The following is a 21557-nucleotide window of genomic DNA, read 5'->3' as shown; positions in this document are numbered from 1 at the left end:
CCGGGAACGGGTTTGAACCGATGAACTGGACACTTGCTCTGCCGGAAATCGTCCTGGCGCTGTGTGGCCTCGCTATCCTCGTCTTCGGGGTGGTGCAGAAGAAAGGGCAGCCCTTTCTTGCCTGTTCCATGCTGACGATCGGCGCCTTCGTCCTGACCGCATTCCTGGTCGTGATGTCGCCGGACGGGATCGGTTACAACCACATCTTCGTCAATGACAGCTTTGCCCGTTTCATGAAGATTCTCAGCCTGGCCGGCGGGGCGTTGGCCACTATGCTGACGGTCGGCTATGCGCGGGAACTGAAGGTGGAACGATTCGAATTCCCGGTCCTGCTGCTGTTTTCAACCCTTGGCACGATGATGATGGCTTCGTCGGGTAATCTGATGACGCTGTTCATCGGGCTGGAACTGTCGTCATTGGCCATCTACATCCTCTGCGCTTTTGCACGGGATGATGTGCGGGGGGCGGAGGCTGGGCTGAAATATTTCGTGCTTGGGTCGCTGGCCTCCGGGCTGCTGCTCTATGGTTCGGCTCTGGTCTATGGCTTTGCCGGTACCATGGAATATGGCGCCATCCAGACCGCGCTCAGCGCGACGTCCGCCGTGCCGATGGGGCTGATGATCGGCATCGTGTTCATGCTGGCGGGTCTGACTTTCAAGCTGTCGGCGGTGCCGTTCCATATGTGGACGCCTGACGTCTATCAGGGCGCGCCGACCCCGGTGACGGCTTTCATGGCCGGTGCGCCGAAGATCGCGGCCTTTGCGCTGCTGCTGCGGGTGATGGCCGGGCCGTTCGGTCACGTCGCGCCGCAATGGCAGATCCTGGTCGAAGCCATTGCGATCGTCTCGATGGTGTTCGGGTCGCTGGCCGCCATTCCGCAGACCGATATCAAACGGCTGATGGCCTATTCCTCGATTGGCCATATGGGCTACGCGCTGATGGGTCTGTCGGCTGGTACCGAAGAAGGCATGCGTGGTACGCTGGTTTATCTGACGACCTATCTGCTCATGAATGTCGGTGCGTTCGCCGTGATTATCGCCATGCGTCGCAAGGGGCGGGCGGTGACGGGGATTGCCGATCTGGCCGGGCTGGGCCGCACTGATCCGGGGCTGGCCACCGCGATGGCGATCTTCATGTTCAGCATGGCGGGGGCGCCGCCGCTGGCCGGTTTCTTCGGCAAGTTGATGGTGTTTTATGCCGCGATCAATGCTCATCTGTTTGGGCTGGCGGCGGTCGGTGTCGTCAGCAGTGTGATCGGTGCCTATTATTATGTGCGTATCATCAAGGTGATGTTCTTCGACGAGGCGACGGCGCCGCTTGACCGGCGGCCCCTGTCGCTGTCCTTCGTCTCCGTCGGGATGGGGGTTGCGACCGTAGGATTCCTGGTGGTGCTGGGGCCGGTTTCGACGGCGGCCCAGGCAGCGGCTCAGGCTCTGTTCAGGTGATGGCGCCGCCGGTGCCGGGGGCGACAGCCTGGCGCCTCGAGATTCATGACGAACTGGGGTCTACGTCCGATTGCTGCATCGCGCAGGCCGGCGTCGGGGCTGAGGCTGGTCTGGCGATCATGGCCCGGCGCCAGACCAGTGGCCGGGGGAGCCGAGGCCGTGACTGGCAGGATCCAGGCGGCAATCTGGCCTTCTCGGTTCTGCTGCGCCCCATCAAGGCGGAAGGTGCGGTTGGGCTGTGGCCGTTCGTAGCCGGGCTGGCCTTTCATGGGGCGATCCTGCCTTGGATTCGCGATCCCGCACAGTTGCGGCTGAAATGGCCCAACGATCTGCTGCTGGGTGGACGCAAGACCGCCGGCATTCTTATTGAGAGCGGGAGCGACGCCATCGGGCGGTGGCTGGTCATTGGGTTCGGAGCCAATCTGCGGGCCGCGCCTTCGATTGCCGGGCGGACTCTTGCCTGCGTCGCCGATTATGGGACCGCACCGGATCCTGCGGTCGTAGCGCGTGCGATCTGTGTCGAACTGGATCGCTGGCAGGCGGTGTGGCGCTCGGATGGGTTCGGTTCGCTGCGCGCGGCATGGCTGGAACGGGCCCATCCGCTTGGCACGAGACTTGTAGTGCGCGGCGAAAGCGGGCAGGTAGAAGGTTCATTCGTGGGGCTGGACGAGCAAGGAATGCTCCTGCTGGACTGTGCCGACGGGCTGAAACGGATTTCGACCGGCGAGATTCTGCTGTTGGACCGTGACGCTACCGGGGGATCCGGGCGGGCGGGAACCTGACGGCCGGTCAGGGTTTTAGGGTCGTATGGGGCCGATGATCGTCGAGCGGGAACGGGTGGTTCCGGGCTCCGATCGGAAGGGCCGTGCGGCCGGATACGGTGGGATTGCCCCGAAGGGGGCGTTGGAGTCTGATGGACAGAATCACTGTCCGCAAAGGGAGAGATGCCGGCAGGCCCCTCGCGGGCCGCGCGGGCCATCCCGATATGCATATTCCCATGAAGGGGCTGTTTTCCCGTCATGATTCGTGTTGGTACAAAAGGATAGGTTATGAACGACACCAATGATGGTCTGGCCTTTCTGCCTCTGGGCGGAACGGGCGAGATCGGCATGAATCTGAATCTCTACCGGCTGGGGACCACCTGGCTTGCCATTGATTGCGGCATCGGTTTTTCCGGCAACGACACGCCCGAGGCCGAGATCCTGATGCCGGACCCGGTCTTTATCGTGGATCGCAAGGCTGATCTGGCGGGTCTGGTCATTACCCACGCGCATGAAGACCATCTGGGAGCGGTGGCCCATCTGTGGCCGCGTCTGGGTTGCCCGATCTACGCCACGCCCTTTGCCGCTTCGGTGCTGCGCCGCAAGCTGGGCGAGGCGCATCTGACCCAGCAGGTGAAGATCCACGTCATTGCTCCCGGTGGCGCGTTCAATGTCGGGCCGTTTGACCTGCGTTTCATCCCGGTGACGCATTCGGTGCCCGAGGCCCAGGCAGTGGTGCTGCGCACGCCGCATGGCATCGTGGTGCATACTGGCGACTGGAAGTTCGACCCTCAGCCTATGGTGGGTCCGCCCACGGACGTGGCGGCGTTCGAGGCTCTGGGGGACGAGGGCGTCCTGGCCATGGTCTGCGACAGCACCAATGTGATGACGCAGGGACCGTCGGCGTCGGAATCCGACGTGCGGCGCAGCATGACCGACCTGATCGCGTCGCTGAGCGGGCGCATCGCCGTGACCTGTTTTGCCAGCAACGTTGCCCGTATCGAGACGATTGCCAAGGCGGCGCAGGCGGCCGGACGGTCGGTGGTGATCGTCGGCCGTTCACTGCGCAATCTGGACGTGTCGGCGCGGGAATGCGGCTATCTGGCCGATGTGCCAGCTTTCCTGTCCGAGCAGGAAGCCAATTCGCTACCGGATGATGAAGTGGTGATGATCATCACCGGTAGCCAGGGCGAGCCGCGTTCGGCTCTCTCGCGCATCGCCAGCGACAGCCACCCCAATATCTCGCTGGGGCAGGGGGATACGGTCATCTACAGCAGCCGTATGATCCCTGGGAACGAGCAGGCGGTGATGCAGGTCCAGGATAATCTGACCCGCCGCGGGGTACGGGTGCTGACCGACCGTGACCATCTGGTGCATGTGTCTGGTCATGCAACGGGCGGCGATGTGCGGCGGTTGTTCGATCTGGTGCGGCCGCGCTTTGCGGTTCCGGTGCATGGCGAGTGGCGCCATCTGACGGCCAATGCCGCCATCGCGCGCGAGAAGGGCGTGCTGCCGATCCTGCTGGAGGATGGCGACATCCTGAACCTCGCGCCGGGTACGGTCGAGGTCGTGGATACCGCGCCGACCGGTCGGCTTGTGCTGGATGGTGGCCGGCTACTGCCGATGAATGGCGGCGTGCTGGCGGCGCGGCGGCGCATGCTGTTCAATGGTATCGTGATGGGCAGCTTCGCGGTGGATGACGAAGGCTATCTGATCGGCGATCCGAAGGTGAGCGCACCCGGGTTGCTGGACCCCGAAGACACGGAGACCGCCCGCCTGACGGAAGAGTTCGGCAACGCGCTGGACGAGATCCCCGACGAACTGCGCCGGGACGACAACACCTTCCGCGAGGCGGCGAAGACGGCGTTGCGCAGGGCGCTCGGGCGGAAATTGCAGAAGCGGCCGCTGGTCGACGTCCATCTCCTGCGGGTCTGATGCTGTATCTCTGAAATTCGCCTGCGAATTTCAGAGATCGGACGGCCGTCGCATTGTTGGTTGATCGGGTATTGCCAGGGATCTGAACCCGGAGAGGTTTCAGATCCGGGAGATTGCGTCCTTCATGAGGGTTGCGGCAGAAAGGGGCGCGTCGCCCTTCCTGCCGGCCCTGGACGTTTTTTCCCTAAACCCGGCGCTTCCTCCGGATTGGGTGGCCGCACTTTATGTGTCCTGACTCGGCCTGTCATCAGCCTCACGAGCTTGTTGAACGGGTCCGGATGGCGTTGACCCTTCACAGTTGGGTGTTCGTGCGGGCTGCATCACCGGACATGGCGGCGGCGTGGATTCTGGCGTATTCCTTTTATCCTGAATAATGATCCACCCGGTGTTCCGCCGGTTTTTCGAGGTTGATAACGGTATGCGTCTGTCGCGTGGCTTCCTGCCCACTCTCAAGGAGAATCCTGCCGAGGCGCAGGTCATTTCCCACCGACTGATGTTGCGGGCCGGGCTGATCCGCCAGACGGCAGCGGGGATTTATGCCTGGTTGCCGGCGGGATGGCGCGTACTGCAAAATATCGCGCGCATCGTACGCGAGGAGCAGGATGCGATCGGGGCGCAGGAACTGCTGATGCCCACGATCCAGTCGGCCGAATTGTGGAAGCGGTCGGGCCGCTATGATGCCTATGGCCCGGAAATGCTGCGCATCCAGGACCGGCATGAGCGCGAATTACTGTATGGACCGACCAACGAGGAGATGATTACCGATCTCTTCGGGCAGGTGATCAAATCCTATCGCGAATTGCCGCAGGCACTGTACCATATCCAGTGGAAGTTCCGCGACGAGGTGCGGCCGCGCTTCGGCGTGATGCGTGGGCGCGAATTCCTGATGAAGGACGCCTATAGTTTCGACGTCGATTACGCCTCGGCGGTCGATTCCTATCGACGGATGATGCTGGCCTATCTGCGCACTTTCCAGCGGCTGGGCGTCAAGGCGATCCCGATGGTGGCCGATACCGGGCCTATCGGCGGCGAACTGAGCCATGAATTCCTGATCCTGGCGCCGACTGGTGAAAGTGGCGTGTTTTTTGACAGTGCGTTCGAGGCGCAGGACTGGCTGTCGGAACCGGTGGATATCGATGATCGGGATGCGCTGGACGCCTTCTTTACCCGTATGACCTCGTTTTATGCCGCGACGGATGAGAAGCATGACGAGGCCGCCTGGGCGGACGTGCCGGATGAGCGCCGGCGCGAGGGACGGGGCATCGAGGTCGGCCATATCTTCCATTTCGGCCGCAAATATACCGAATCGATGGGGATCACCGTCAGCGGGCCGGATGGCGCACCGCTCTATCCGGAAATGGGTTCGTACGGGATCGGCGTCTCGCGTCTGGTCGCCGCGATCATCGAGGCCAGCCATGACGAGAACGGGATCATTTGGCCCGACAATGTGGCCCCCTTCCGTGCGGCGATCCTGAACCTGAAATCGGGCGACCCGGCATGTGACGCCATCTGTGAGACGATCTATGCCGCCGCGCCGGAGACGTTCCTGTATGACGACCGGAGCGAGCGTGCGGGTGTGAAGTTTGCCGATGCCGATCTGATGGGGCATCCGTGGCAGGTCATCGTCGGCCCGCGCGGTGCGAAGGATGGGGTGGTGGAACTGAAGCGCCGTGCGGACGGCACGCGCCTGGAACTGCCGGTGAACGAGGCTCTGGCACTTATTCTCGGGGGCTGATTCATGTTCGGTCCGTTCGAACGGGCGGTTGCCGGCCGATACCTGCGCGCCCGCAAGGGGGAGCGGTTCGTATCTGTCATCGCCATCTTCTCGCTGGTCGGTATCGCATTGGGCGTGGCAACGCTGATCATCGTCATGTCGGTCATGAACGGGTTCAAGGCCGACCTGATGGGGCGAATCCTGGGCCTGAATGGTGACCTGAGCCTGTTCGGCGTAGCCCGGACCATCGGGGATTATGACGATTTGGCCGCCACGGTGCGGCAAGTGCCAGGCGTGGTGACGGCGACGCCGCTGATCGAGGGGCAGGCCCTGCTCAATTCCGGCTCGTACAACGCGGGTGGGATGGTGCGGGGCATGAGCATGCAGGGGCTGCGAGACCTGCATGAGGTCAGCGATTCCTTGGTCGCCGGGTCGTTGGACAAGTTTGTCGGCAATGATGCGATTATTATCGGCGTGACGTTGGCGGAACGGGCGGGGCTCTCGGTGGGGTCGAAGATCACGCTGATCTCGCCGAACGGGGCGGCGACCCCTTTCGGCACCATGCCGCGCATTCGCGCCTATCATGTGGTTGGTATCTTTGATGCCGGCATGAACGATTATAACGTGGGTTATGTGTTCCTGCCGCTGGCGGCGGCGCAAATCTATTTCGAGATGCCGGCGCAGGTAACGCAGATCCAGGTGATGACGCGGGACCCGACGAATGTGCGCCCGGTGCGTCAGGCGATCGAGCAGGCGGTCGTCGGCGATCCGAGAGTGCGGGTGCTGGACTGGACGCAGAGCAACAATGCGTTCTTTGGCGCAGTGCAGGTGGAGCAGAACGTGCTCTTCCTGATCCTGACATTGATCGTGCTGGTTGCGGCGTTTAACGTGATTTCATCGTTGATCATGATGGTGAAAGACAAGACTGGCGATATCGCGGTGTTGCGGACCATCGGGGCCACGCGGGGGGCGATCATGCGCATCTTTCTGATGTGCGGGGCATCGGTTGGTGTGACCGGGACGGCGATCGGCACCGCGATAGGGATCGTATTCTGCCTGAATATCGAGCTGATCCGCCAGTTCTTGCAATCGCTGACCGGTACCAATCTGTTTAATCCGGAAATCTATTATCTGGAGCGCCTGCCTGCGAAGCTGGTGTGGCCGCAGGTGTTCGAAGTGATCGGTATGGCCTTGGTGCTGTCGTTGCTCGCGACGCTTTATCCATCCTGGCGCGCGGCGCGGACGGATCCGGTGGAGGCCCTGCGCCATGAATGATACATCCGCGACCCCGCTGGTTCTGCGCGATGTTTGCCGTACCTTTCGCAGCGGTGACGAGTGGCTGGATGTGCTGCGGGGGGTGAACCTGACCTTGCGGGCAGGTGAAATCGTGGCGCTGGTTGCTCCCTCGGGGACGGGTAAATCGACCCTGCTGCATCTGGCGGGTCTGTTGGAATCGCCGGATGCGGGCTCGGTGGTCGTTGGCGGGCAGGATGCCGGGCGGCTGAGCGACCTGGAACGGACGGCGATTCGTCGGCGCATGATCGGCTTTGTCTATCAGGCGCATCATCTGCTGCCGGAATTCACGGCGCTTGAGAATGTGGTGCTGCCGCAATTGATCGCGGGTGTCCGCCGTGCAGATGCATGGGTGCGGGGGGAGGCGCTGCTGGGCTCGTTCGGGCTGGCGCACCGGCTGGAGCATTTGCCGGGGCGGCTGTCGGGTGGCGAGAAGCAGCGTGTGGCGATCGCCCGTGCCTTGGCCAACCGGCCGGGCCTTCTGCTGGCCGACGAACCGACGGGAAATCTGGATGTGAATACGTCCGGCGCCGTGTTCGATGAATTGCTGCATATCGTACGGGGACATGGGGTGGCGGCGCTGATTGCGACCCATAACGAGGAACTGGCGGCGCGGATGGACCGGGTGGTGACGCTGCGGGATGGGCAATTGATGGATCTGAGTTTGAGTCGGTAGAGGGCGTGGGAAGACCTTCTTTTTCTGAAGAAAAAGAAGCAAAAAGACTTTTCGCGGTTTTGGACCTTTGTAAGGTGAAAGTATAAAGCTTCTGAACGGGTCAGGCGTTTTTTTTGGGGTCTTTTTCAAAAAAAACGAAGGCTATGTGATACAGTTGCGGCATGTCCTATGCCGATTTCGTCCATCTTCGTGTTCATTCCGCCTATTCGCTCAGCCAGGGAGCGATCAGGGTGGCGGATATCGCCGGGATGGCGAAGGATATGCGGATGCCGGCGGTGGCGATCACCGATACGGGTAATCTGTTCGGCGCCCTTGAATTTTCGCAATATTGCTCTGGCAAGGGCGTGCAGCCGATCATCGGCTGCCAGATCGCCCTGCCACCGCGCGGAGACAAGCCGGGCTTGCCTGTGGAGCCTGTGGTACTGCTGGCGCAGGACGATGTCGGGTTGATGAATCTGCAATATCTGTCCTCGCAGGGGTTCCTGCAAGGTGATACCGCAGAACCGACCGTGTCGCTGGAGATGCTGTGCGCCCGCGCCGAAGGGTTGATCCTGCTGACCGGTGGAACGCGGGGGCCGCTGTTCCGTCTGCTGGCCGATGGGCAGCAGGATGAGGCTGGCCGGCTGCTGGAGACTCTGCACGAGGCGTTTGGCGACCGGCTGGCGGTGGAACTGCACCGCCATGGGTTGCCGGTCGAACAGGCGGTGGAACCGGGCATGATCGCGCTGGCCGACCGGCTGGGGCTGCCGCTGGTGGCGACCAATGAATGTTTCTTCCCCAATCCGGCAATGTATGAGGCGCATGATGCGCTGCTGTGTATCGCGCAGGGCCGCACGATTGCTGAGCGTGACCGCTGGCGCGTGACGCCGGAACATTGGTTCAAGCCGCCCGAGATGATGCGCGAACTGTTCGCCGACCTGCCGGAGGCCTGCGACAATACGCTGGCCATTGCGCGGCGTTGCGCCGTGCGGGTGGAGACTCGCAAGCCGTTGTTGCCGGTGTGCCCCAAGGTGCAGCCGGGGGCGACCGAGGAAGAGACGCTACGGGCTATGGCGGCCGAAGGACTGGAAAACCGCCTGGCGCGCATGACGATGGATGACGCGACGCGGCAGGTCTATCGCGAGCGGCTGACCTTCGAACTCGACATCATCGCGAAGATGGGGTTCCCCGGTTATTTCATGATCGTGGCGGACTTCATCCAGTGGGCGAAGGCGCATGACATTCCGGTGGGGCCGGGGCGCGGATCGGGCGCGGGATCGCTGGCCGCCTGGGCACTGACGATCACCGATATCGACCCGATTCCCTTCAATCTGCTGTTCGAGCGGTTTCTGAACCCCGAGCGCGTGTCGATGCCGGATTTTGATATCGATTTCTGCCAGGATCGGCGTGACGAGGTGATCCGTTACGTGCGGGGGGAATATGGCCCCGATCGGGTGGCGCAGATCATCACCTTCGGAAAATTGCAGGCCCGAGCGGCGGTGCGCGACGTTGGGCGGGTGCTGGGTCTGCCGTTCGGCATGGTCAACAAGGTCGCGGAGCTGATTCCGAACAACCCGGCCAAGCCCGTCACCCTGAAGCAGGCGATCGAGGGGGAGCCTCGGTTGCAGGAGATGCGCGACGACGACGAGGCGATTCGCCGTCTGCTGGAGATCGGCCAGCAGCTGGAGGGCCTGTATCGCCATGCCAGCACCCACGCCGCCGGCGTGGTGATCGGCGACAGGCAACTTGTTGAACTGGTGCCGCTCTATCGCGATCCGAAGAGCGACATGCTGGTGACGCAGTATAACATGAAGTTCGTCGAGCAGGCGGGTCTGGTGAAGTTCGACTTCCTGGGCCTGACGACGCTGACGATTCTTCAGCGTGCGGTGCAGTTCCTCAAGGGGCTGGGGGAGACGGTGGAACTGTCGGCCCTGCCGCTGGACGACGCGCTGACATACGAGATGCTGGCACGCGGTGATACTGGCGGCGTGTTCCAGTTCGAAGGCGCTGGCATGCGCGACGTCCTGAAGCAGATGCGGCCGACGCGCCTGGAGGACCTGATCGCGGCGGTGGCGCTGTATCGGCCGGGGCCGATGGCCAATATCCCCGATTACTGCCGTCGCAAGCATGGCGAGGCGTGGGAGCCGCCACACGAGGAGATCCGTTCGATCCTGGAAGAGACCTACGGCATCATGGTCTACCAGGAGCAGGTGATGCAGATTGCCCAGAAAATGGCGGGCTATAGCCTGGGCGGCGCCGACCTGCTGCGTCGCGCGATGGGCAAGAAGATTCGCGCGGAGATGGACACGCAGCGCGAAATCTTCACCGAGGGCGCGGTGGGGCGGGGCATCGACCGCGAGAAGGCGGTCGAGGTCTTCGATCTGATGGCCAAGTTCGCGGATTATGGGTTCAACAAATCCCATGCCGCAGCCTACGCCCTGGTATCGTACCAGACGGCGTGGATGAAGGCGAACCATCCGGTGCCTTTTCTGGCGGCGTGCATGTCGCTGGCGCGGGAAAAGACCGACAAGCTGGCGGCGCTGCGACAGGAGGCCGAGCGGCTGGGCATTCCGGTGCTGCCGCCCGACATCAACGCTTCAGGTCCGGATTTTACCGTTGAACGTCTGGCTGACGGGCGGCTGGGTATTCGTTATGCCTTGGCGGCGGTGAAGAAGGTCGGCTTCTCGGCGATGGAGGCGTTGGTAGTGTCGCGCGGGGGACGCCGGTTCTCCGACCTGGCTGATATGGCGGCGCGGGTCGATCCGCGACAGTTGAACAAGATGCAGATCGAGAACCTAGCTAAAGCGGGGGCATTCGATTCCATTACGCCCAACCGGCGTTTGGTTGCGGCGGCGGCGGAAACCGTGCTGCGGCGGGCAAACGCACAGGCGGAGGAAGCGGCCAGTGGGCAGATCGGGCTATTCGGTGGCGGCGGCGCGACGGCGGAGCCCGAGCCGCTACGGCTGCCCGACGTGGTGGACTGGCCGGAATTCGAGCGGTTGGGGATGGAGGCCGAGGCGATCGGCTTTCACCTGACCGCGCATCCGCTGGATTCCTATGGGCCGTTGCTGCGTCGCCTGGGGGCAGTGCGGGCGACGGGGCTGGAGGCCGCAGCCCAGGCTGGGCTGACCCGTGTGAAGATCGCGGGATGCGTAGTCGATCGCAAGGAGCGGCCAACGCGCACCGGCAGCAAAATGGCCTGGGTTCGGCTTTCCGATTCCAGCGGCGGCTGCGAGGTCACGCTGTTTTCCGAGGTGCTGTCGCGCACACGCGAGATCCTGACCGCCGGCAGCGCGATCCTGGTGACGGCGGACCTGCGGCTGGACGGCGAGGCATTGCGCATCACCGCCAGCGAGGTGGTCTCGCTGGAGCAGGCGGCGGCAGAGGCGGCGGCCGAATTGCGCATCTGGTTCGACCGCGAGGACTCGGTGCCGCCGATCCATGATATCCTGGCCGACAGCCGGGGCGGGCGGGGCAAGGTCGTGTTGCTGCCGTCGGTGGCCGAGACGCGGGATGTCGAGGTGACGTTGCGCGGTGCCTATCGCGTGACGCCGCGCATGGCCCAGGCAATCCGGGCGGTGGCGGGTGTCGCGCGCGTGGAGCAGGCCTGAGGCTGCGGTTTTCTGCGACGCTCCGCTTGCATTGCGGGGTAAAAATGGCCATAGGACGCCCGTCGGTGGAAACACCGGCAATTCGCACGCGAGGCAATTCCTCTGGTGTCCCCACGCGGGACGGGGGCCTCGCGGAGGACCAACCAGAAGATCAAGGATTCAGCTATCATGGCTATGCCCGATTTCACCATGCGCCAACTGCTTGAAGCCGGTGTCCATTTCGGCCATCACACCCGTCGCTGGAACCCGCGCATGGCGCCGTTCCTGTTCGGCGTGCGCAACCAGGTCCATATCATCGACCTGCAGCAGACGGTTCCGATGCTGGATCGCGCCCTGAAGGCGATCCGTGACACTGTCGCCGGTGGCGGCCGCGTCCTGTTCGTCGGCACCAAGCGCGCCGCCGCCGACCAGATCGCCGAAGCCGCGAAGCGCTCTGGCCAGTATTACGTCAACCATCGCTGGCTGGGCGGCATGCTGACGAACTGGAAGACCATCACCGGTTCGATCAAGCGCCTGCGCCAGATCGACGACATGCTGAGCGGCGACACGCACGGCCTGACGAAGAAGGAAATCCTGGACATCACCCGTAACCGCGAGAAGCTCGAGCGCTCGCTGGGTGGCATCAAGGAAATGGGCGGCCTGCCGGACATCCTGTTCGTGATCGACACGAACAAGGAGAAGCTGGCGGTCGAGGAAGCCAACAAGCTGGGCATTCCGGTCGTGGCGATCCTGGACAGCAATTCCGACCCGCGTGGCGTGACCTTCCCGATTCCGGGCAACGACGACGCCATCCGCGCCATTGCCCTGTATTGCGAGCTGGTGTCCGGCGCGGTGCTGGATGGTATTTCGGCCGAGCTGGGCGCTTCGGGCGAGGATTTCGGCGCTGCCGAGGAACTGCCGATCGACACGGCCGCCGAAGTGGCGGCGGCGGAAGTCGAGACCGCTCCGGCGGCCTGATCCCGGCGGATCGCTGAAAGGACCCCGGCTCATCCGGGACGGGGTCTTGATGATGATGAAAGCGCGGGCGCGTCCGGCCGAAAGGCGGGGCGCGCCCCTGCCTTGAGGAGAGACGGATATGGCGGAGATTACCGCGGCTCTGGTGAAGGAACTTCGTGAGAAGACCGGCGCCGGCATGATGGATTGCAAGAAGGCCCTGAACGAGGCCGCTGGCGAAATCGAGGCGGCCATCGACTGGCTGCGCAAGAAGGGTCTGGCCGCCGCGGCGAAGAAGTCGGGTCGCGTCACCGCCGAGGGTCTGGTTGGCGTGGCTTCGGCCCCGAACCGTGCCGCCATCGTCGAAGTGAACGCCGAGACCGATTTCGTCGCCCGCAACGAGAGCTTTCAGGGCTTCGTCGAGGCCGTGGCCAAGGCAGCGCTGACGGCTGGCGAGGATCTGGAGAAGATCAAGGAAGTCGTGCTCGAGAGCGGCCGCACGGTTGCCGAGGAACTGACGCACCTGATTGCGACCATCGGCGAGAACATGTCGATCCGCCGTGCCCGCGTGCTGAGCGTGCCGTCGGGCGTCGTGGCCAGCTACATCCACTCGGCCGTTCGTCCGGGCCTGGGCAAGATCGGCGTCCTCGCCGCCATCGAAGCGCCGTCCGAGAGCGAAGCGCTGGAGACGCTGGGCCGCCAGATCGGCATGCATGTCGCGGCTACCCGCCCGGCCGCGCTGGATATCGACAGCGTCGATCCGGCCTCGCTGGAGCGTGAGCGCGCTGTGCTGGTCGAGCAGGCGCGTGCGTCGGGCAAGCCCGAGGCGATCATCGAGAAGATGGTCGATGGCCGTATCCGCAAGTTCTACGAGGAAGTCGTTCTTCTGGAGCAGGTGTGGGTGCATGACGGTGAGAGCCGCGTGCGCGCGGTCGTCGAGAAGGCCGGTGCGAAGCTGAACGGCTTCGAGCGCTTCCAGCTTGGTGAGGGCATCGAGAAGGAAGAAAACGACTTCGCGGCTGAAGTCGCGAAGGCCGCTGGCGGCTGATCGACGCCCGGTAACGGCATGAACGGGGCGGGGCCTTCCTGATGGAATGGGAGGCACCCGCCCTTGTGCTGTCTGCAGCCCCGTACGGGGAGAGCAGCGCCATTGTTCATCTGCTGACCGAGGAGCATGGATTGTTCCACGGTCTGTCGCGCGGTGGGGCCGCGCGCGCCGGGCGGGCCTTGTGGCAGCCTGGTAATCTGGTCCGGGCCGTTTGGCGCGGGCGCCTGCCCGAGCAATTGGGCAATCTCTCCGGCGAACTGGTGCATGGGTCGGCGGCGCGGGTGATGTCTGCCCCGCTGGCTCTGGCCATGCTGGCCTCGGTCTGTGCGGTGGCTGATGGCAGCCTGCCGGAACGGGAGCCTCATCCTCGTATTTTCCATCTGCTGACCCGTTTCTTCGCCCTGATCAGCCTCGACCCCGACATGGCGGCGTGGAGCGGCATGGCGGCCCTGTTGCGATGGGAGGCCTGTCTGCTGAGTGATCTGGGGTATGGCCTTGATCTGTCGGCCTGTGCGGTCACGGGGGCGACGGAGGGGCTGGCCTGGGTATCGCCCCGGACTGGACGGGCGGTCAGCGACGCGGGGGCCGGGACGTGGCGACCGCGCCTGCTGCGTCTGCCCCCTCTTTTTCTGGATGAGACCGACCCCGGCACCAGCACTGACTGGCAGGATGGGCTGCGGCTGACGGGGTATTTCCTGGCACGCGACGCCTTCGGCCAGCATCATCGGCCGCTGCCGGCGGCGCGTCTGCGGTTGGTGGATATGATTGGGGCGCTGGCGGCTACGGCCTGAGCGTTCTTTCGCCATTCATCCGCGTGATGGACAAATCCTGTCTTTTCTCTATCTGTTCCCCCGGACAGGAGGAGCGCGCATGTCAGTGGAAACCAGTGGCCATATCGAGGAGACCCCCCTCGCGGAGGCGTTGAGCGAGCGCTACCTGGCCTATGCGATGTCCACCATCATGTCGCGGTCGCTGCCCGACGTGCGTGACGGGCTGAAGCCGGTGCATCGGCGGATGATCTACGCGATGCGGCAGTTGCGGTTGGACCCGAGTTCCGGGTTCAAGAAATGCGCGCGCGTCGTGGGTGACGTGATCGGTAAATACCACCCGCATGGCGATGCCTCGGTCTATGAGGCGCTGGTGCGGCTGGCGCAGGATTTTGCCGTGCGGTACCCGCTGGTCGAAGGGCAGGGGAATTTCGGCTCGATCGACGGCGATAACGCGGCGGCCATGCGGTACACCGAAGCCCGGATGACTGAGGTCGCCCGTGCGCTGCTGCAGGGAATCGACGAGGATTCGGTCGATTTCCGCCCGACCTACGATGGCGAGGAAGAAGAGCCGGTCGTCATGCCGGCGGCTTTTCCGAACCTGCTGGCCAATGGCGCGGCGGGAATTGCGGTGGGCATGGCCACCAATATTCCGCCCCATAATGTCGGCGAGATCTGCGACGCGGCGATGCTGCTGGTCCGCAAACCCGATTCCAGCGTGGCGGACCTGATGGCCCTGATGCCGGGCCCGGATTTTCCGACCGGTGGCGTCATTGTGGAAGATCGCGAGACGCTGTTGCAGGCCTATGAGACCGGGCGCGGCAGCATCCGCATCCGTGCCCGCTGGGCGGTGGAGCCGGGTCGCTTCGGCACATGGCAGATCGTGGTGACGGAAATTCCGTATCAGGTGCAGAAATCGCGCCTGATCGAGTTGATCGCCGATCTGATGGAGCAGAAGAAGCTGCCGCTTCTGGGCGATATCCGTGACGAGAGCACCACGGACATTCGGCTGGTGCTGGAGCCGAAATCACGCGGCGTCGAGCCTGAAGTGCTGATGGAGACGCTGTTCCGCGCCACGCCGCTGGAAAGCCGGTTCGGCCTGAACATGAACGTGCTGGGGGCCGACCGCGTGCCGGGCGTGCGCGATCTGCGCGAGGTGTTACAGGCGTGGCTCGACCACCGGCATGAGGTGCTGCAACGGCGTAGCCGCCATCGGTTGCAGGCGGTGGATCGCCGGCTGGAGATCCTGGACGGTTTCCTGGCCGTCTACCTCAATCTTGACGAGGTGATTCGGATTATCCGCGAAGAGGATGATGCGAAGGCCGGGCTGATGGCCACGTTCTCGCTGACCGAGTTGCAGGCGGATTCGGTTTTGAACATGCGGCTGCGCAGCCTGCGCCGGCTGGAAGAGATCGAGATCCGCAAGGAGCATGCCGACCTGAGTGCCGAGCGCGCGGGCCTGAATGACCTGCTGGAGAGCGAGGTCCTGCGCTGGAAGACGATCGCCGGGGAAATCAAGGAGATCCGCAAGGCGTTCGGCGGTGGTAAGCTGGGTGCGCGGCGCACTGAACTGGCGGCCCCGCCGCGCGTGATCGACGTGTCGGTCGTGGAGGCCGTGGAGCGCGAGCCGCTGACCCTGATCATGTCGGCCAATGGCTGGGTCAAGACCGTCAAGGGCCATGCGGCCGATCCGGCAGCCCAGAAATTCAAGGAGGGGGACAAGTTCCGCCTGGCGGTGGAATGCCAGTCCACCGACCGGCTGTGCTTCTTCGCGACCGATGGACGGGCCTTTACGCTGCGGGCCGCCGACCTGCCGCGTGGACGAGGCGATGGCCAGCCGATCCGCCTGCTGGCCGATCTGTCGAACGACGAGGATGTGGTGGCGGTGTTCCCTGTGCGCGAGGGCGAACGGCATCTTCTGGCCTCCAGTTCCGGGCGTGGCCTTGTGGTGCGCGATGAGGACATGGTGGCGGAAAAGCGCACCGGACGGCAGGTGCTGAACCTGAAGGACGATGAGAGCGCGCGCATCTGCCTGCCGGTTGAGGGCGACCATGTGGTGGTGCTGGGCCAGAATCACCGCATGCTGGTCTTTCCGGTGGCGCAGTTGCCGGAAATGGCGCGGGGACTCGGCGTCGCCTTGCAGAAATACAAGGACGGTGGGCTGCTGGATGCCTGCATCCTCTCGTCGACGGCCGGTGTGGCCTGGCCCGACCCCGCGCGCGTGCGTGGTTTCGCCGATTTCCGCGATTACCTGGGCAAGCGGGCCGATGTCGGCCGCGCGGCACCCGCATGGGCGACCCGGAAGCCCAAGCCGAAGACGTGAGGCCGGGCGGGAAGCCGACGCGCCCCGCTATTCCGGCAGGCTGACCGGGAAGCGGGACGCGTTGCTGCCATGGGGAGGCAGGTTGGCGGGGTCGAGCGCCGTCCAACTGCCGTGATGGAGGATTTCCGCCGGGCGGAAGCGGGATTTATAGGCCATCTTGGCGCTGTCGCGGATCCAGTAGCCTAGATACAGATAGGGCAGGCCGAGGCGGCCGGCGTACGCGATCAGATGCATGATGGCGTAGGACCCGAGCGAGTGGTCTTCCATGCCGGGGTCGAAGAAGCTGTAGACCGCCGACAGCCCGTCATCCATCCGGTCGATCAGGCTGACGCAGACGAGCTGGTCTTCCTGGGTGCGGAATTCGACCATGGCCGTATCGACCGGCGTATCTTCGATCATCGCGCGGTAATCGTAGAAATTCATGCCCGCCATGTCGCCTTCCGCATGGCGGGCCAACTGGTAGCGCTGGAACAGGACGAACTGTTCGGTCGTGGCGTGGGCCGGGACTTCGAACCCTTCGATCGCCGCGTTACGGCGCAGGGTGCGGCGCTGCGTCCGGTCGGGGCTGAAGGTTGCGACTGGCACCCGGATGGGGACACAGGCATTGCATGACGGGCACACCGGGGCATAGGCGATGGTGTGGCTGCAGCGAAAGCCGGCGCGGGACAGGCGGTTGTGCAGCCGTTCGGCGTCCGGGCCGCCGATGTCGGTCACGACCTTGCGCTCCATGCGGCCGGATACATAGGGGCATGGCATGGGGGCGGTCGTGTAGAAAAGCTGCGGACGACGCGGCGATGTATAGGTCATACGCCTCCTCGACTGGCTTCAGCGCCCCATATGGGCCGACGGTGACAGCGGCCCCGTGCGGATAAACCTTAAGCGTCGGGAAGCAGCGGCCAGAACCGATGGTAACCGTAAAGGAGCTGCCTTGCATCACAAACCGCCATGGAAATGACGATTTGTGACATGCGCATGACGAGACTAGCCGTTGCGCAGGCGGCGTGCGGCCTCGACCGCGAAATAGGTCAGCACGCCGCTGGCGCCGGCACGGCGGAAGGCCAGCAGGCTTTCCAGCATTGTGCGCTCGGGGTCCAGCCAGCCATTTTCCATGGCGGCGGTCAGCATCGCGTATTCGCCCGACACCTGATACGCGAAAGTGGGGACGGCGAAGCGCTCATGGACGCGGCGGATGATGTCCAGATAGGGCATGCCCGGCTTGACCATCACCATGTCCGCGCCTTCGGCCAGGTCCAGCGCGACTTCGCGCAGGGCCTCGTCGCTGTTGGCGGGGTCCATCTGATAGGTCTTCTTGTCGCCCTTCAGCAGGCCGCCCGAGCCAAGCGCATCGCGGAACGGGCCGTAGAACGCGCTGGCATATTTGGCGGCGTAGGACATGATCCGGGTGCCGACCAGCCCCTGGGCGTCCAGGTCGCGCCGGATGGCGCCGATGCGGCCGTCCATCATGTCGGAAGGGGCGATGATATCGATGCCGGCCGCCGCCTGGTTGACCGCCTGCCGCGACAGGATTTCGACGGATTCGTCATTGACGACGTAGCCGTCGCGGATCAGCCCGTCATGCCCATGGTTGGTGTAGGGGTCCAACGCCACGTCGCCGATCAGACCCATTTCGGGGAATTCGCGCTTCAGCAGGCGGGCGGCGCGGCACATCAGGTTGTCCGGATTGACGGCCTCGGTGCCCTGTTCGTCGCGCTGGTTGGTGGGGGTGATCGGGAATAGGGCGAGGGCCGGGATGTCCAGCCTGGCCGCCGGTTCGACATGGGCGGCCAGCCGATCCAGCGTGACGCGACGCACGCCGGGCATCGAGGCCACGTCGGTTTCGCTGTTGGTGCCTTCCATGACGAAGATCGGCCAGATCAGATTGTCGACCGTCAGTGTCGTCTCGGCAACCAGGCGGCGGGTGAACAGGTCCTGCCGGTTGCGGCGCGGACGGGTGGTGGGATACTGGCCGAGCGTCATGATGGGGTCTCCGGAAATGACCGGCACATTATGGAGCGCGTTCGCCAGTGTGGCCAGACGCGGCCACCGGGGGGCTGTGCCCCGGCGGCCGCGTGGCGGTCAGGCGTCTTTGGCCAGATGGCTATTGCGGCGGCTATAGCCGAAATAGATCACCATGCCGATGACCAGCCAGACGGCCAGCCGGACCCATGTGAGACCATCCAGCGACAGCATGACCGCCGAGCAGCAGACGATGCCGAGGACGGGAATGATCGGGCCGCCGGGCACGCGGAAGCGGCGCTCCATGTCCGGGGCGCTGCGGCGTAGGAACATGACGCCGATACAGACGATGACGAAGGCCAGCAGGGTGCCGATCGATGTCATGTGCGCGAGTTGGTCGATCGGCAGGAACGCCGCCAGCGCGCCGGTCAGGACCATGAACAGCAGGTTGGAATACCACGGCGTGCGCCAGGTGGGGTGGATGGAGGCGAACAGGCGCGGCAGCAGCCCGTCGCGCGACATGGCGTAGAAGACGCGGCTCTGCCCCAGCAGCAGTACCAGCAGCACCGAGGTGAAGCCGCAGATGATGCCGAACTTCACGGCCAGTTTCAGCCAGGTGAAGGGCGTCTGGTCGATGGCGGTGGCGACAGGAGCGGCGTCGCCCAGCATGTCCTTGTAATTCACCAGGCCGGTCAGCACGAGCGAGAACAGGACATAGGCGATGGTGCAGATCACCAGGCTGCCCAGGATGCCGATCGGCATGTCGCGGCCGGGGTTGCGGGCTTCCTGCGCCGCCGTGGAGACGGCGTCGAAGCCGACATAGGCGAAGAAGATGGTGCCGGCCGCGCGCATGATGCCGGAGAAGCCGAAATGCCCGAACGTGCCGGTGTTGTCGGGGATGAAGGGGACGTAGTTCGCCGTCTTGATATAGGGCAGGCCGAAGGCGACGACGGCGACGATGATGGCCAGCTTGACCACCACGATGACGGCGTTGACCCGTGCCGATTCGGACACGCCGCGGATCAGCAGCGCCGAGACGACGCAGATGATGAAGGCCGCCGGAAGGTTCATCAGCCCCGTGACGTGGCTGCCGTCGGGCAGCGCGACCGTCTCGAAGGGGGAGGCCAGCAATCTGGGCGGGAGCGAGATCCCCCAACTGCCGAGCAGCGACGAGACGTAGCGCGACCAACTGACCGACACGGCGGCGGCGCCGACGGCGTATTCCAGCACCAGATCCCAGCCGATGATCCAGGCGACGACCTCGCCCAGCGCCATGTAGGCATAGCTGTAGGCGCTGCCCGCGATCGGGATCATGCTGGCCAGTTCGCTGTAGCACAGGCCGGCGAAGCCGCAGGCGATGGCGGCGATGATGTAGGACAGCACCACGGCCGGGCCGGCGTTTTCCGACGCGGCGATACCGGTCAGCGAGAACAGGCCGGCGCCGATGGTACAGCCGACTCCCAGGGCGATCAGGCTGGCGGGGCCGAGGACCCGGCGCAGACCCTGGCTGTCGGAGGGAATTTCGATTCGTTTGCGGCGGAGCAGGCTCGAGCTGGACTGAGTAACGGGCGGCTGCGCCATGCAGGGCGTCTCCTGAGAAGGGGGTGTCGGAGGGGAACATGCCGGGTCGCGGAGCGGTCGGCGGGAGGATATCGGTTATTCGGCGTGTGGCCTCGCCGGGGTGGAGACGCTAGAATGCGCAAAATTGCAATGACGCGCGGGCGGGGACCATGGGAACTTTTCCGGGGACCGGCTAAAGGCGTTGCACGAAAGTTTGGAGAATATAACGATGCCGGACCAGTTGAGCCAGAGCGGGTTGCAGTCCTATTTCCGTGCCCCCCTTTCAGAACGTGATCCGGCCGTGGCCGGGATGATCGCCGGTGAACTGGAGCGGCAGCGCGACGGGATCGAACTGATCGCCAGTGAGAACATGGTTTCGCAGGCCGTGCTGGACGCCCAGGGCAGCGTCCTGACCAACAAATATGCCGAGGGCTATCCGGGCCGGCGCTATTACGGCGGGTGTGTCGAGGTCGACAAGGTCGAGGCGCTGGCGATCGAGCGGGTGAAGACGCTGTTCGGGGCCGGGTTCGCCAATGTGCAGCCGCATTCCGGCGCCAATGCGAACCAGGCCGCCTTCATGGCGCTGGTCAGCCCCGGCGACACGATCCTGGGCATGAGCCTGGCCGCCGGCGGCCATCTGACGCACGGGGCCGCGCCGAACTATTCCGGCAAATGGTTCAATGCGGTGCAGTATGGCGTGCGCCGCGAGGATGGCCTGCTGGATTACGAGGAGATGGAGCGCCTGGCCCGCGCCGAGCGGCCGAAGCTGATCGTGGCCGGTGGCTCGGCCTATCCGCGCGTGATCGACTTCGCGCGCTTCCGCGCCATCGCCGACGAGGTCGGCGCCTATCTGATGGTCGACATGGCCCATTTCGCCGGGCTGGTGGCGGCCGGCCTGTATCCCTCGCCGGTGCCGCACGCCCATGTCGTGACCAGCACCACGCACAAGACGCTGCGTGGGCCGCGTGGCGGGCTGATCCTGACCAATGACGCCGACCTGGCGAAGAAGATCAATTCGGCGGTGTTCCCCGGCCTTCAGGGCGGCCCGCTGATGCATGTGATCGCCGGCAAGGCGGTGGCGTTCGGCGAGGCGCTTCAGCCGGAATTCCGCACCTATCAGGAAGCGGTGGCGGCCAATGCCAACGTGCTGGCCGAGACGCTGCTGGCGCGCGGCTTCGACATCGTGACCGGCGGAACCGACAGCCATCTGCTGCTGGTGGACCTGCGCCCCAAGAAGGTGACCGGCCGGGCCGCCGAGCGTGCCCTGGAGCGGGCGGGCATCACGGCGAACAAAAATGCCGTGCCGTTCGACCCCGAGAAGCCGGCGGTGACGTCGGGCATCCGTCTGGGCAGCCCGGCCGCCACGGCGCGCGGGTTCGGCGTGGAGGAATTCCGGGCGATCGGCGAGATGATCGACGAGGTTCTGACCGCCGTGGCCGAGAAGGGGGACGAGGGATGCACCGAGACCGAGCAGGCGGTGCATGAGAAGGTGAAGGCGCTTTGCGCCCGCTTCCCCATCTATCGCTGAAATTTCTCTGAATTTTCAAATGAGAACG

The 21557-nt window shown here is 64.4% G+C and carries 15 protein-coding genes; 12 read left to right on the top strand and 3 right to left on the bottom strand.

Annotated features, from left to right (window positions below; translation table 11 throughout):
• Positions 1 to 20 precede the first annotated feature (20 nt).
• The 11 genes from nuoN (at position 21) to parC (ending at position 16485) form a co-directional block, all read left to right on the top strand.
• Positions 21 to 1445 (top strand): NADH-quinone oxidoreductase subunit NuoN, encoded by a 1425-nt coding sequence (gene nuoN / locus C7453_RS08930; protein ID WP_114727204.1) that lies wholly within the window; start codon positions 21 to 23, stop codon positions 1443 to 1445.
• The gene (locus tag C7453_RS08925) at positions 1445 to 2227 is read left to right on the top strand and encodes a biotin--[acetyl-CoA-carboxylase] ligase (protein WP_114727203.1); all 783 of its coding nucleotides are present in this window, start codon (positions 1445 to 1447) and stop codon (positions 2225 to 2227) included. Before nuoN ends, C7453_RS08925 begins: the two co-directional genes overlap by 1 nt.
• 267 nt (positions 2228 to 2494) lie before the next feature.
• Entirely contained in the window at positions 2495 to 4141 is a 1647-nt protein-coding gene (locus C7453_RS08920) for a ribonuclease J (protein ID WP_114727202.1), read from the top strand.
• A gap of 418 nt (positions 4142 to 4559) precedes the next feature.
• Positions 4560 to 5876, top strand: a complete 1317-nt coding sequence (gene proS, locus C7453_RS08915; RefSeq protein ID WP_114727353.1) for a proline--tRNA ligase — start codon at positions 4560 to 4562, stop codon at positions 5874 to 5876.
• 3 nt (positions 5877 to 5879) lie between these two features.
• Positions 5880 to 7130, top strand: a complete 1251-nt coding sequence (locus tag C7453_RS08910) for a lipoprotein-releasing ABC transporter permease subunit (protein WP_114727201.1) — start codon at positions 5880 to 5882, stop codon at positions 7128 to 7130.
• Positions 7123 to 7824, top strand: a complete 702-nt coding sequence (locus C7453_RS08905) for an ABC transporter ATP-binding protein (protein ID WP_114727200.1) — start codon at positions 7123 to 7125, stop codon at positions 7822 to 7824. The genes C7453_RS08910 and C7453_RS08905 overlap by 8 nt, the downstream gene beginning before the upstream one ends.
• A gap of 161 nt (positions 7825 to 7985) precedes the next feature.
• Positions 7986 to 11414 (top strand): DNA polymerase III subunit alpha, encoded by a 3429-nt coding sequence (gene dnaE, locus C7453_RS08900; RefSeq protein WP_114727199.1) that lies wholly within the window; start codon positions 7986 to 7988, stop codon positions 11412 to 11414.
• A gap of 168 nt (positions 11415 to 11582) precedes the next feature.
• A complete protein-coding gene (gene rpsB, locus C7453_RS08895; RefSeq protein WP_114727198.1) occupies positions 11583 to 12371 on the top strand; it encodes a 30S ribosomal protein S2 in 789 nt (262 codons plus the stop codon).
• Positions 12372 to 12489: 118 nt separating this feature from the next.
• Positions 12490 to 13395, top strand: coding sequence for a translation elongation factor Ts (gene tsf / locus C7453_RS08890; RefSeq protein ID WP_114727197.1), 906 nt, complete (start codon positions 12490 to 12492; stop codon positions 13393 to 13395).
• A 41-nt stretch (positions 13396 to 13436) separates the two neighbouring features.
• A complete protein-coding gene (recO, locus tag C7453_RS08885; protein WP_114727196.1) occupies positions 13437 to 14186 on the top strand; it encodes a DNA repair protein RecO in 750 nt (249 codons plus the stop codon).
• A 79-nt stretch (positions 14187 to 14265) separates the two neighbouring features.
• Positions 14266 to 16485: a DNA topoisomerase IV subunit A gene (parC, locus tag C7453_RS08880; protein ID WP_114727195.1), complete on the top strand. Its 2220-nt coding sequence runs from the start codon at positions 14266 to 14268 to the stop codon at positions 16483 to 16485.
• Between the two features lie 27 nt (positions 16486 to 16512).
• Here parC and C7453_RS08875 read toward each other — a convergent pair whose 3' ends face one another.
• The 3 genes from C7453_RS08875 to C7453_RS08865 all read right to left on the bottom strand — a co-directional run bounded on the left by C7453_RS08875 (position 16513) and on the right by C7453_RS08865 (position 20022).
• A complete protein-coding gene (locus tag C7453_RS08875) occupies positions 16513 to 17292 on the bottom strand; it encodes an arginyltransferase (protein WP_114727194.1) in 780 nt (259 codons plus the stop codon).
• A gap of 174 nt (positions 17293 to 17466) precedes the next feature.
• Positions 17467 to 18462 carry a porphobilinogen synthase gene (gene hemB, locus C7453_RS08870; RefSeq protein ID WP_114727193.1) on the bottom strand — a complete coding sequence of 332 codons (996 nt, stop codon included), beginning with the start codon at positions 18460 to 18462 and terminating at the stop codon, positions 17467 to 17469.
• Between the two features lie 99 nt (positions 18463 to 18561).
• Positions 18562 to 20022: an APC family permease gene (locus C7453_RS08865; protein WP_114727192.1), complete on the bottom strand. Its 1461-nt coding sequence runs from the start codon at positions 20020 to 20022 to the stop codon at positions 18562 to 18564.
• A 208-nt stretch (positions 20023 to 20230) separates the two neighbouring features.
• Between C7453_RS08865 and glyA the strand changes: the two genes are divergently transcribed.
• The gene (glyA, locus tag C7453_RS08860) at positions 20231 to 21529 is read left to right on the top strand and encodes a serine hydroxymethyltransferase (RefSeq protein ID WP_114727191.1); all 1299 of its coding nucleotides are present in this window, start codon (positions 20231 to 20233) and stop codon (positions 21527 to 21529) included.
• The last annotated feature ends 28 nt before the right edge of the window (positions 21530 to 21557 follow it).

It is taken from the genome of Gluconacetobacter liquefaciens, from assembly GCF_003350405.1.
GTDB classification, from domain to species: domain Bacteria; phylum Pseudomonadota; class Alphaproteobacteria; order Acetobacterales; family Acetobacteraceae; genus Gluconacetobacter; species Gluconacetobacter liquefaciens.
The sequence above is the reverse complement of the archived record's forward strand: the minus strand, read 5'-3'. Positions and strand labels throughout refer to the sequence as shown.